Annotated in this window: 10 protein-coding genes; 6 read left to right on the plus strand and 4 right to left on the minus strand. The window is 74.9% G+C overall.

Annotation, left to right across the window (positions count from 1 at the left end; translation table 11 throughout):
• Positions 1-31: 31 nt before the first annotated feature.
• Positions 32-1648 (minus strand): L-lactate permease, encoded by a 1617-nt coding sequence (locus Athai_RS18320; protein WP_203962611.1) that lies wholly within the window; start codon positions 1646-1648, stop codon positions 32-34.
• Between the two features lie 172 nt (positions 1649-1820).
• On the opposite strand from Athai_RS18320, the gene Athai_RS18325 reads away from it, so the two are divergent.
• The 4 genes from Athai_RS18325 to Athai_RS18340 are packed head-to-tail and all read left to right on the plus strand — an operon-like array spanning position 1821 to position 4519.
• The gene (locus Athai_RS18325; protein ID WP_203962612.1) at positions 1821-2471 is read left to right on the plus strand and encodes a UdgX family uracil-DNA binding protein; all 651 of its coding nucleotides are present in this window, start codon (positions 1821-1823) and stop codon (positions 2469-2471) included.
• 22 nt (positions 2472-2493) lie between these two features.
• On the plus strand, positions 2494-2664 hold the full coding sequence (locus Athai_RS18330) for a hypothetical protein (protein WP_203962613.1): 171 nt from the start codon (positions 2494-2496) through the stop codon (positions 2662-2664).
• Positions 2665-2666: 2 nt separating this feature from the next.
• Positions 2667-3428, plus strand: coding sequence for a tRNA-specific adenosine deaminase (locus Athai_RS18335; protein WP_203962614.1), 762 nt, complete (start codon positions 2667-2669; stop codon positions 3426-3428).
• The gene (locus tag Athai_RS18340) at positions 3425-4519 is read left to right on the plus strand and encodes an acetate/propionate family kinase (RefSeq protein WP_203962615.1); all 1095 of its coding nucleotides are present in this window, start codon (positions 3425-3427) and stop codon (positions 4517-4519) included. Before Athai_RS18335 ends, Athai_RS18340 begins: the two co-directional genes overlap by 4 nt.
• A 25-nt stretch (positions 4520-4544) precedes the next feature.
• On the opposite strand, the gene Athai_RS18345 is transcribed toward Athai_RS18340, so the two are convergent.
• Positions 4545-4961 (minus strand): DUF2795 domain-containing protein, encoded by a 417-nt coding sequence (locus Athai_RS18345; RefSeq protein ID WP_203962616.1) that lies wholly within the window; start codon positions 4959-4961, stop codon positions 4545-4547.
• 52 nt (positions 4962-5013) lie between these two features.
• Entirely contained in the window at positions 5014-7575 is a 2562-nt protein-coding gene (locus Athai_RS18350; protein WP_203965900.1) for an ATP-dependent Clp protease ATP-binding subunit, read from the minus strand.
• Positions 7576-7842: 267 nt separating this feature from the next.
• Between Athai_RS18350 and Athai_RS18355 the strand changes: the two genes are divergently transcribed.
• Positions 7843-9855, plus strand: a complete 2013-nt coding sequence (locus Athai_RS18355; RefSeq protein WP_203962617.1) for a 4-alpha-glucanotransferase — start codon at positions 7843-7845, stop codon at positions 9853-9855.
• Between the two features lie 3 nt (positions 9856-9858).
• Positions 9859-10590 (plus strand): maleylpyruvate isomerase family mycothiol-dependent enzyme, encoded by a 732-nt coding sequence (locus tag Athai_RS18360; protein WP_203962618.1) that lies wholly within the window; start codon positions 9859-9861, stop codon positions 10588-10590.
• 180 nt (positions 10591-10770) lie between these two features.
• On the opposite strand, the gene Athai_RS18365 is transcribed toward Athai_RS18360, so the two are convergent.
• Positions 10771-11814 (minus strand): NAD(P)-dependent alcohol dehydrogenase, encoded by a 1044-nt coding sequence (locus tag Athai_RS18365; protein WP_203962619.1) that lies wholly within the window; start codon positions 11812-11814, stop codon positions 10771-10773.
• Positions 11815-11827 lie beyond the last annotated feature (13 nt).

Below are 11827 nucleotides of genomic sequence, written 5' to 3' on the forward strand. Positions count from 1 at the left end.
GCGAGGCGAGCCCGAGATCGACGACGTGCTGTCACAGCCGCATGGTGTCCGGGAAGACGAAGTAGTAGAGCAGGCCGACGAGTACCAGCCAGGCCAGGATCACCAGCGTCCAGCCCAGGTTGTACCGGATGACCTCCCCCTCGTTGCGGACGAACCTGGTGGTGGACACGCCGACGCTCGCGGTCTGCGGCGCGACCGGCTTGCCGACCTCGGCACCGACCGAGTTCAGCGACGGGAACAGCAGCGGCGGCGCGCCGAGGATGCGGGCCACGGACAGCTGGAAGGCGCCGAAGACGGCGTTGGACGAGGTGTTCGAGCCGGACAGGGCGACCGCGATCCAGCCCAGCAGCGGTGCGACGATGATGAACGCGACGCCGAGCTTGGCGAACCCGTTCGCCATCGAGCTGGCCATCCCGGCGAAGTTGAACACGTACGCCAGGCCGAACACCAACGGCCCCACCAGCAACGCGCCCCACATCTGGTGGAACGTGTCGACGAACACGGTACGGATCTGCGCCGGCCGGGGCCGCAGCACCGCCGCGACGATCAGCGCCGCGACCAGGATCGCGGTGCCGGCGATCGCCGGCGCGAACGACCAGTTCACCGAGATCGGCTGGTGGTCCAGCGAACCGACCGCCGTGACGGACGGCTTGAACGGCACCCACTTGGGCAGCGGCGACCACGGCCCGGTCCACGCCACCACCACCACGATCAGGATTCCGAACGGGATCAGCCCGCGCACCGCGCTGCGCAGCCCGGGCCCGCGCGAGTCCACAGTGGAGGGTGTCAGCTCCACGCCACCGTAGCCGAGGGTCCGCTTCGGCCGCCAGAACCTCAGCAGTACCAGCAGCGCGACGAAGCAGACCAGCGACCCGGTGATGTCCGGCAGGTACGGGCCGACCCACTGGGACACCGGGAACTGGCCGGCAATGTAGGCCAGCGAGCCGACCACCGCCAGCGGCCAGCCGTCCCGGAACCCGCGCCGGCCGGCCACCAGATAGATCAGGATCCACGGCGGCAGCAGCGCCAGTACCGCGACGATCTTGCCGATCGAGGCGGACAGCTCCAGCAGCGGCAGCCCGGTGACCGCGGCCAGGCCGACGATCGGGGCGCCGAGGGCGCCGAACGAGACCGGTGCGTTGTTCGCGATCGCGGCGACCCGGATCGCGGCCAGGTCGGCCACGCCCAGCCCGATCAGGATCGGCGCCACCACCGCCCACGGGTAGCCGAAGCCGACCAGCCCCTCCATCAGCGCGCCGAACGCCCAGGCGAGCAGGATCGTCTGCACCCGGATGTCGGCGGTGGCCTGGTGCACCAGCCAGTCCTTGAACGCGTCGAACGCGCCGGTGACCCGCATCGTGTTGTAGATGATCACGCCCCAGAACACGATCCAGTCGACCGCCCAGACACCGCTCGCGGCGCCCAGGCCGTACGCGGCGAACGTGTCACCCACCGGCGCGTGCCAGCAGAAGATGGCGAGCAGCACGGTGACCGCGGAACCGACCAGTACCGCGCGCCAGGCCGACATCCGGACCACGGCGAGCAGCACCAGCAGCACCGCGACCGGCACCAGGGCGATCAACGTACTTCCCAGGACCCCGGCCAGCGGGGTCAGCGGTTGGTGGAAGGACTGTGCAAGAGCGTCCATGGGCTTCTCCCTGGCCCTCGGGCGTCCCCCGCAGTCGCCGCGAATGAGGATCTTGCCCATCGTGCACCCGAACACGCACCGGGCGAAAGACCCGCACACCGGCTGATTCCACTCCCCTACCGGGCGGCCGGTTCCGGTCGCGCCGCCCGGCGATCGGCGCGACGATGGCGGTATGCGCGAACCGGAGAGCGCCGCCGAGTTCGTCCCCGAGGACGCCGACCTTGCCGCGCTGCGCACCGCGGCCGCCGGCTGCCGCGGTTGCGAGCTGTACCGGGACGCCACCCAGACGGTCTTCGGCGACGGCGCCGCGGCGGCCCGGGTGATGCTCGTCGGCGAACAGCCGGGCGACAAGGAGGACCGCGCCGGCGAACCGTTCGTCGGTCCCGCCGGCCGGTTGTTGGACCGCGCGCTCGCCGACGCCGGGCTCGACCGGGAGCGGTGCTACCTGACGAACGCGGTGAAGCACTTCCGGTTCACCCGCGCGCCGGGCAAGCCGCGGCTGCACAAGAAGCCGTCGGTGGGCCAGATCAACGCGTGCCGCCCGTGGCTGACCGCCGAGTACGCCGCGGTGCGACCGGCCGTGGTGGTGGCGCTCGGCGCGACCGCCGTCCGGGCGGTGCTCGGCACCCGGTACAAGGTGACCGCCGATCGGGGCCGGCTGCTGCCCTGCCCGCAGGCGGGCGCCGACGCGCAGGCGGTGATCAGTACCCACCCGTCGGCGATCCTGCGGGCGCCCGACGACGCGCGCGACGAGGCGCTCGCCGCGCTCGTGTCCGACCTGCGGGCGGTGAACACTGCGATTAACGGCTCGTCAGCCGGGTAGCGAACCGCTGGGGGTGAGCAGGATGAGCGAGGAGAAGCCGGAGCCGGTGGCACGCACCGGAGCCGACCAGCCGTGGGATCCGGAGGACCTGGCCGAGGCCGAGGGCGAGGACCCGACGCCGGAGAACGTCCGCCGGGCCGCCGAGGAACTCGACGAGGAGGGCCCGGCCGCGATCGAGAAGACGGTGCCCTGACGGTGCCCGACCCGATCGCGGCGCGGTGCCTGCGGCTGGCGTGGCAGGGCTGGTGCGCGGGCACCCTGCCGGTCGGCGCGGTCGTCACCGACGCGACCGGTACGGTCGTCGCCGCCGAACGTGGCCGGATGTTCGGGTCCGCGCCGGGGGCCGGGCGGCTCGCCGGCTGCGCGATCGCGCACGCGGAGATCAACGCGCTGGCGCGGTTGCCCACCGAGGGGCGGCGCCCGGACCACACCCTGCACGTGAGCCTGGAGCCGTGCCTGATGTGCGTCGGCGCGGCCGGCATGACCGCGCTCGGGCGGCTGCGTTTCCTCGGCGCCGACCCGTACGCCGGGGCGAGCCGGCACTTCCGGCGCACCCCGTACCTGGACGAGCTGCCGCTGCGCGTCGACGGGCCGGTGCGCGGCACCGCCGGAGCGCTCGGCAGCGCGCTGCACCTGGCGTACTACCTGCGCACGGCGCCGGAGGCACCGGCCGTCGCGGTGCACCGCCGGACGATGCCGGAGCTGTTCGACCTGGCGAGGCGGATCATCGAGCTGGACTCGCGCGATCCGGACGCCGCGACCGCGGGCCTGTTCGACCTGTGCACCGCGCCGGCGCGCCACCGGGCCGGCCAGACCGCCACTGGAGAGCCGGACCCCGGCCCGCGGGCCACCGGAGAGCCGGAGCCCGGCCGGCAGACCACCGGAGAGCCGGACCCCGGCCGGCGGGCCACCGACGGCGGCCGGGGGTCGGCCGGTGCGGAAGCGGGCCGACGGTGACCGCGGACGGCGCGGTGCTGGTGGTGGACGCCGGTTCGGCGAGTCTGCACGTGTCCGTGGTGGACCGGGCCGGCAGCGCGGTGCGCACGCACGACCTGTCGGCGCCGGACGAGCTGACCGAGCTGGTACCGCGGCTGCCGCCGGTGACCGCCGTCGGGCACCGGCTGGTGCACGGCGGCCCGGAGCTGACCGCGCCGGTCCGGGTGGACGATGCGGTACGGGCCGGGCTGGACGCGGCGGCCCGGCTCGCGCCGCTGCACATGCCGCCGGCGCTCGCCGCGCTGGACGCGGCCCGTACCGCGCTGCCGGACGTACCGCACGTCGTGTGCCTGGACACCGCGTTCCACGCCGAACTGCCGGCGGCGGCCCGCAGCTACCCGTTGCCGCACGGCTGGGCCACCCGGTACGGGCTGCGCCGGTACGGGTTCCACGGCCTGTCGTACGCGTGGACGCTGCGCCGCGCCGCGGCGCTGCTGCAGCGGCCCGCCGACGATCTGCAGGTCGTGCTGGCACACCTGGGAGGCGGCTGCTCGGCCTGCGCGGTGCGCGACGGGCACAGCGTCGACACCACGATGGGTTTCACTCCGCTGGAGGGGCTGGCGATGAGCCGGCGCAGCGGGTCGGTCGACCCGGGAATGCTGCTGTGGCTGCAGACCGAGCACGGCCTGTCGGCCGCCGAGCTGGACGACGCGCTGCAGCACCGCTCCGGCCTGCTCGGGCTGTCCGGCAGTTCCGACGACACCCGGGACCTGGTTCGCGCCCGTACTCGCGGGGACCGGGCGGCGGAACTGGCGCTCGCGGTGTTCACCCACCGGGTCCGGGCCGGCGTCGCCGCGATGGCCGCCAGCCTGGACCGGCTCGACGCGGTCGTGTTCACCGGCGAGATAGGTACCGACCAGCCGGAAGTGCGCGCCGAGGTGTCCGCCGGGCTCCGGGTGCTCGGCCTGCCCCGCACCCTGACCGGCCCGCGCGAGCCGGCCGACCCGACGATCGTGTCGCCGGTCGGCGCGCGGGTGCCGGTCCTGGTGGTACCGACCGGCGAGATCCAGCAGATCGCCGCCGAGACCCGCGCCACGCTGGCCCGCCGCTGACCGGTCACCGCCGGCAGCCCACCGGTCAGAACCGGCGGGCGTCGTCCTCGGTCCGGTGGCCCAGGGCCGCCCACACCTCCGACACGGTGCGGTACCGGTGGCCCGGCGGCAGCGCCCGCAGCGCCGCCACCGTGGCGTCGTCGGCCTGGTGCCGGATCGCGGTGGCCGCCAGCCGCTCGGCGTCCGCCGGGAACTCACCCGGATCCAGCAGCCGGGCCAGGTCGCTGCGGCCGGCCACGTCGTCGCCGTCCATGCCAGGCGGGGTGCCGCCGACACCCTCCGCGGTCGGCATCACCTCCGCCTCCGGCCCGCTGCCGTCCGACGGTTCGACCTCCCGCCACGGTTCGGCCCGCGAGCTGTGGCCGGCCTCGACGTACTCGCGGGTCTCGCGGGCGAGCTCGGTGTCCCGATGGCCCGCGTGCTTGCTGTTGCCCAGTTCCATGCCAACTCCTCGCTGGTCGCCGGCCGCGGCGGCCCGCCGGCCGCCCGGTACGTCAGGAACCGGTCGTCGCCGGTTCGTCCACCCGGATGCTCAGATGCCCGTCCGTCGCGTCGACGGTCGCCTGCTGGCCGGCGGACAGTTCGCCGGCCAGCAGCATCGCCGACAGCCGGTTCTCGACTTCTCGCTGGATCGTGCGGCGCATCGGCCGGGCACCGAACGCCGGTTCGTAGCCGTGCTCGGCGAGCCAGTCCACCGCCGCCGGCGTGACAGCCATCGTCACGCCCTGACCGTGTACCCGACGGGCCGTCTGGTCCAACATCAGCTCGGTGATCTGGCGCAGCTGGTCGGTACCGAGGCGGCGGAAGATGATGATCTCGTCGATCCGGTTCAGGAACTCGGGCCGGAACGACTCGCGCAGCCGGCGCATCAACCGGTCCCGCAGGCCGGCGTCGACCGGCTCGTCGTGGCCGGCGGCGCCGGACTGCCCGGAGCCGAAACCCAGCGCGGCGCCCTGCCCGGAGATCAGGTCCGAGCCGAGGTTGCTGGTCATGATCAGCACGGTGTTCTTGAAGTCGACGGTACGGCCCTGGCCGTCGGTGAGCCGGCCGTCGTCGAGCACCTGCAGCAGCATGTTGAACACGTCCGGGTGCGCCTTCTCGATCTCGTCGAGCAGCAGCACCGAGTACGGGTGGCGGCGGACGGCCTCGGTCAGCTGCCCGGCCTCCTCGTACCCGACGTACCCGGGTGGCGCGCCGACCAGCCGGGACACCGTGTGCCGCTCGGAGAACTCGCTCATGTCCAGCCGCACCATCCGGTCCTCGGAACCGAACAGCGCCTCGGCCAGGGCGCGGGCCAGCTCGGTCTTGCCGACGCCGGTAGGGCCGAGGAACAGGAAGCTGCCGATCGGCCGGTTCGGGTCGGCGAGGCCGGCCCGGGACCGCCGCACCGCCTCGGCGACGGCCTCGACCGCGTCGTCCTGGCCGACCACCCGGGAGTGCAGCCGCTGCTCCAGCTTCAGCAGCCGGTCGCGTTCCTCCTCGGTCAGCTCGGCCACCGGGATGCCGGTCGAGCGCGACACCACCTCGGCGATGTCGGCGGTCGTCACCTCGGGCACCGAGCCACCGGTGGTGCCGCTGGCGCGTACCTCGTCGATCTGCCTCTCCAGCTCGACGATCCGGTCGCGCAGCTGCGTCGCGCGCTCGTACTCCTCGCCGGCGACGGCCTGGTCCTTGTCCCGGCGCAGCGCGTCCACCTGCTCGGTCAGTTCCCGTACGTCGGTGTCCGGGGCCAGCGCGCGCAGCCGGACCCGGGCGCCGGCCTGGTCCATCAGGTCGATCGCCTTGTCCGGCAGGAACCGCTCGGTCAGGTACCGGTCGGACAGCTCGGCGGCCGCCACCAGCGCCTCGTCGGTGAACCGCACCTGGTGGTGCGCCTCGTACCGGTCCCGCAGGCCGCGCAGGATCGCCACCGTGTCGTCGACGCTCGGCTCGGGCACCATCACCGGCTGGAACCGGCGGGCCAGCGCCGCGTCCTTCTCGATGTAGCGGCGGAACTCGTCCAGCGTGGTCGCACCGACCACGTGCAGCTCGCCGCGGGCCAGCGCCGGCTTGAGCATGTTGGAGGCGTCCATGCTGCCGCCGCCCTCGCCGCCGCCACCGGCGCCGACCATCGTGTGCAGCTCGTCGATGAACACGATCAGCTCGTCGGCGTGCGCCCGGATCTCCTCGATCGCCTGCTTCATCCGCTCCTCGAAGTCACCGCGGTAGCGGGTACCGGCGACCATCGACGACAGGTCCAGCTGCACCACCCGCCGGCCGGCCAGCACCTTGGGTACGTCGCCGTCGGCGATGCGCTGCGCCAGCCCCTCCACGATGGCGGTCTTGCCGACCCCGGCCTCGCCCACCAGTACCGGGTTGTTCTTGGTGCGGCGGGACAGCACCTCGACGGTCTGCTCGATCTCCTCGGTGCGGCCGACGACCGGGTCGACCCGGCCGTCCCGGGCCTCCTCGGTCAGGTCCCGGCCGAACTGGTCCAGGGTCGGGGTGGCCGACCCGCCGCCGCGCGCGCCGGGCTCCATGCCGCGCTCCATGCCGCGTTCCATCCCGGGCCGCGGGGCCGCGCCGGACGCCAGCTCGGCCGGCCCGATCCGCATGCCGCCGAGCAGCCGGCCGGCCTCCGACTCCGGGTTCGCCGACAGCGCCAGCAGGACGTGCTCCGGCCCGATGTAGGTGGCGCCCATGCTGCGGGCGATCTGGTGCGAGTCCAGCAGCGCCCGCTTGGTCGCCGGGGTCAGCGAGTCCGGCCCGCCGGCCGCGCCGGAGCCGGACGGCTGCGCCTCGATCCGCTGCGCGATCGCGTCCGGATCGGCGCCGGCCCGGGACAGCAGCTGCCGGGTCCGGTCCTGCTGGGTCGCCGCCCACAACAGGTGATCGGTGTCCAGCTCGGCGTCACCGTGCCGCTGCGCCTCCCGGCCGGCCGCGGCGACCATCTCCCGCGTCTCCGCGCTCATCATCCGGCCGATGTCGATCCGCCGTACCGGCCGGCGCAGTTCACCGCCGCCGAGGAACTGGGACAACAGCTGGCTCAACGGATCCGGTACGTCGTTCGGCCCCAGGTAACTGTTCGACACGTCTCCCCCTCCGCAGGGGCCGGCACCTGCGCACCGGTCGGGCGCCGGCGTGCCACCGCTGGGCCGCGTCGGGCGGCCCGCGCACACGACGCCTCACCGGCACGGCCGGTACGCCGGCCCGTGACGTCCGGGGCCCGCTCCGGAATCCCGGGGGTTCCGCAACAGGCCCTCGCTCCGACGCTAGCGGGGTACCCGAGGACGGCGTGGCCATTCGCCCAGCCTGACCGGCGCCGCGCTGCCAGACTTGTCGGAGTGGATGCGGAACTGGCCGAACTGGCGCACGCGGCCGGAGTCGCCACCGAATACCGCGACGATGCCGATCGTCCGGTTGCGGTCGACCCGGCGGTGGTCGTCGCGGTGCTCGCCGAACTCGGTCTCGACGCCGCGACACCCCGCGCGATCCAGGCGGCACGCACCGAACTGGCCGGCCGGCAGGCGGCGCCGGTGCCGGCCACGCTGACCGTCGCGGCCGGCACCGCCTACCCGGTGCCGGACGGTGCCCTGACCGCGCAGGACGGTACCCGGCGGCGGATCACCGATGCGCTGCCGGCCAGCCTGCCGCCCGGCTGGTACACGCTGCACCACGCCGGCCGCGACTCCACGGTGCTGGTGACGCCGCGCACGCTACCGCCGGTGCCGGCCTGCTGGGGGCTGACCGTGCAGCCCTACGCGCTGCACTCGGCCCGTTCCTGGGGCATCGGGGAGTACGCCGACCTGCGCGAGCTGGTCGCCGCGAGCCGCGCCCAGCTGTGCGCGGACGTGCTGGTGGCCGGGCCGCTGTGCGCGCCGCGGCTGGTACCGCCGGTGCAGCCGTCGCCGTACTCGCCGGCCAGCCGCCGGTTCGCCAACCCGCTGTACCTGCGCATCGACGAGCTGCCCGAGTACGCCGCCGCCGACGAGGCGACCCGGCGCCGGGTGGACGCGCTGCGGCCGGCGCCGGCACCGCTGATCGACCACGACGCGGTGTGGGCGGCCAAGCAGGCCGCGCTGGCGCTGCTCTGGCGGTACCGGCTGCCGACCGCGCCGCCCGATCCGGCGCTGGCGCGGTACGCGACCTGGTGCGCGCTGGCCGAGCGGCACGGCGCCGACTGGCGCCGGTGGCCACCGCAGCTGCGCCGGCCGGACGACCCGGCGGTGCGCCGCGCCGCGGCCGACCTCGCCGACCGGGTCGGTTTCCACGCGTGGGTGCAGCGGCGCTGCGCGGACCAGCTGGCCGGCGTCGACGCGGCCGGCTCGACGATGGCGATCGGCGTGCTGCACGACCTGCCGGTCGGAGTGGACCCGGCCGGCGCGGACGCCTGGGCATTTCAGGACGTGCTCGCCGGCGGCGCGTCGGTCGGCGCACCGCCGGACGCGTTCAGTACCGCCGGGCAGGACTGGGGCTTCCCGCCGTGGCGGCCGGACCGGCTCGCCGAGGTCGGCTACCTGCCGTACCGGCAGATGCTCGACGCGCTGCTCGGGCACGGCGGCGGGCTGCGCGTCGACCACGTCGCCGGGCTGTTCCGGCTGTGGTGGATCCCGCGCGGCGGCTCCCCGGCGGACGGCACGTACGTGCGCTACGACGCGCCGGCGATGCTCGGCGCCCTGACCCTCGCCGCGTACCAGGCGAACGCCGTCGTGGTCGGTGAGGACCTCGGTACCGTCGAGCCGGCGGTGACCGCCGCGCTGGCGCAGCGCGGGATGCTCGGCTGCGAGGTGCTGTGGTTCGCCCGGGACGCCGCCGGTCGGCCGCTGCCGCCGGAGGCGTGGCCGGAGCGCGCGATGGCGAGCATCTCCACCCACGACCTGCCGACCGCGGCCGGTTTCCTCACCGGCGAGGCGATCGGGGTACGCGACCGGCTCGGGCTGCTCGCCGATCCGACCGCGGCCCGGCACGCCGCCGCGGCCGAGCGGCACGAACTGCTGGCCCAACTGGCCCGCCGCGGGCTGCTGGCGCCGCACGCCGACCTGGACGGCACCGTACTGGCGATGCACGCGCTGCTGCACCGCACGCCGTGCCGGATCAAGGCGGTCGCGCCCACCGACGTACTCGGCGAGCTGCGGGCGCCGAACCTGCCGGGCACCACCGACCAGTACCCGAACTGGCGGATCCCGTTGCCGGCCACGGTGCCCGAGCTGGTCGACGACCTGCGGCTGCGCCGGATCGCCGCACTGCTGCGCCCGCCCACCACCACCCCGCTGCCCGACGACGAACCCGCGCCGGACGCCACCGCGGCGTCGCCGGGGCCGGAGCGGGACCAGGGAAACCGAAGCAGGGAGGACTGACTCGTGTACCACGAAACGGCCGGTGCGCTGGCCGACCTCGACCCGTTCGCGTTGTACGACGCCGAGGCGCGGCGGCTGGACGGGCACTTCGCCGGGCTCGCCGGTGCCGACTGGGACCGGCCGTCGCGCTGCGCCGGCTGGTCGGTCCGGGACGTGCTGGCGCACCTGGCCGGCGAGGAGTTGTACAACCACGCCTGCCTGGACGACGACCTGGCCGGCCTCAACCGGCTGCTCACCGAGGCCGGCGTGGACGGGCTGGACGGGTTCAACCAGTGGTCGGTGGACGAACGTCGGGACGTACCGGTGGATACGGTGCTGTCCGAGTGGCGCGCCGCGAACGGCCGGACCCGCGCCGAGCTGCGGGCCCGCGGGGCCGACGCGCTGCTGCCGACCCAGGCCGGCCCGTACCCGGTCGGCCTGCAGGCGCTGCACTACGCCTCCGAGCTCGCCACCCACGCCGACGACGTCGGCTACCGGACGCCGCCGACCGAGGAGCCCGACCGGACCGCCTGGCGGGCCAGGTTCGGCGCGTTCGCGCTGGCCGAGCAGGACCGGCCGGTCCTGGTCCAGGAGGCCGACAACCGCTGGCACGTGGAGGCCGACGGCACCGGCGACGCTGCCCCGATCACCGCGCAACTGTCGCCGGCCGAGTTCGTCGAGGCCACCGTGGACCGGCTGCCGGCCGACCATCCGCTGCCGCCCGCACTGCGCACCGCCCTGGCCTGTCTGGCCTGACCGGCGGGCCTCGCCGGCCCCGACCGCCCGACCGGCGGGCCTCGCCGGCCCGACCGCTTGCCCCGGCCTCGCCCGGCCAGGTACGGCGGCGAGGTCGGCCGGGCCCGTTCCGGAAACCGGCGGGTTCGGGCGGTCGGCGGTCGGCGGTCGGCGGTCGGCGGTCGGCGGTCGGCGGTCGGGTCAGTGTTGCGGGGTGACGACGGCCTTGATCGCGTTCGGGTCCTCCGAGGCGGCCAGCGCGGCATCCACCTGCGCGAGCCCGAAGTGCCCGGTGACCAGCGCGTCCAGGTCGACCCGGCCGCCCGCCGCCAGCGCGATCGCCAGCGGCCAGGTGTTCGCGTACCGGAAGGTGCCGGTCAGCCGCAGTTCGCGGTTCTGGATCACCGGCACCGGCAATGGGATCTCGTCGGCGCCCATCCCGACCAGCACCACCGAACCGGCCGGGCGGACCGACCGGATCCCGGCGTCCACCGCGGGTGCGGCACCGGAACAGTCGATGAACGCGTCGACCGCGTCGGTGGCGGCGAGCACCGTACCGGCCGGCACGGTTCCGGTGGCGCCGAGCCGCCGGGCCGCATCCAGCCGGGGCGCCGCCACGTCGGTCGCGATCACCTCCGTCGCCCCGAACGCGGCCGCCACCTGGGCGGTCACCAGCCCGATCGGCCCGGCGCCGGCGATCAGCACCCGGCTACCCGGCCCGACGCCGGCCTTCCGGCAGGACCAGATGCCCACCGACAGCGGCTCCAGCAGGCCGGCCGCGTCGTCCGAGATCGCCTCCGGTACCGGGTAGGCGAAGTCCGCGGGCACCGCGACGTACTGGCAGAACGCGCCGTCGATCGGCGGCGTGGCGAAGAACCGCACGTCCGGGCAGAGGTTGTAGCGGCCGTGCCGGCACTGCTCGCAGTGCCGGCACGGGATGCCCGGCTCCAGCGACACCCGCTCGCCCAACCGCTCCGCCGGCACGTCCGCGCCGAGCCCGACGATCCGGCCGCCGGCCTCGTGCCCCAGCACCAGCGGCGCGCGGACCACGTGGTCGCCGATCCGGCCGTGCCGGTAGTAGTGCACGTCGGAGCCGCAGACCCCGACCGAGCCGACCTCGACCAGCACCTCGTCGGCGCCGGGTGCCGGCACCGGCCGGTCCTCGACGCCCAGCTCACCCACCCCGTACAGCACGCTGACCCGCATCGTGGTCGGCAGCGTCCCCGCAGTACGCACGTCGGTCATCGGTCCCTCACCT

Origin of the sequence: Actinocatenispora thailandica, assembly GCF_016865425.1 — a bacterium.
Classification (GTDB): domain Bacteria; phylum Actinomycetota; class Actinomycetes; order Mycobacteriales; family Micromonosporaceae; genus Actinocatenispora; species Actinocatenispora thailandica.

Coding starts and splice junctions, on each gene's coding strand:
- Athai_RS18320 (WP_203962611.1), bottom strand. CDS start 1,648: ATGGACGCTCTTGCACAGTCCTTCCACCAACCGCTGACCCCGCTGGCC.
- Athai_RS18325 (WP_203962612.1), top strand. CDS start 1,821: ATGCGCGAACCGGAGAGCGCCGCCGAGTTCGTCCCCGAGGACGCCGAC.
- Athai_RS18330 (WP_203962613.1), top strand. CDS start 2,494: ATGAGCGAGGAGAAGCCGGAGCCGGTGGCACGCACCGGAGCCGACCAG.
- Athai_RS18345 (WP_203962616.1), bottom strand. CDS start 4,961: ATGGAACTGGGCAACAGCAAGCACGCGGGCCATCGGGACACCGAGCTC.
- Athai_RS18365 (WP_203962619.1), bottom strand. CDS start 11,814: ATGACCGACGTGCGTACTGCGGGGACGCTGCCGACCACGATGCGGGTC.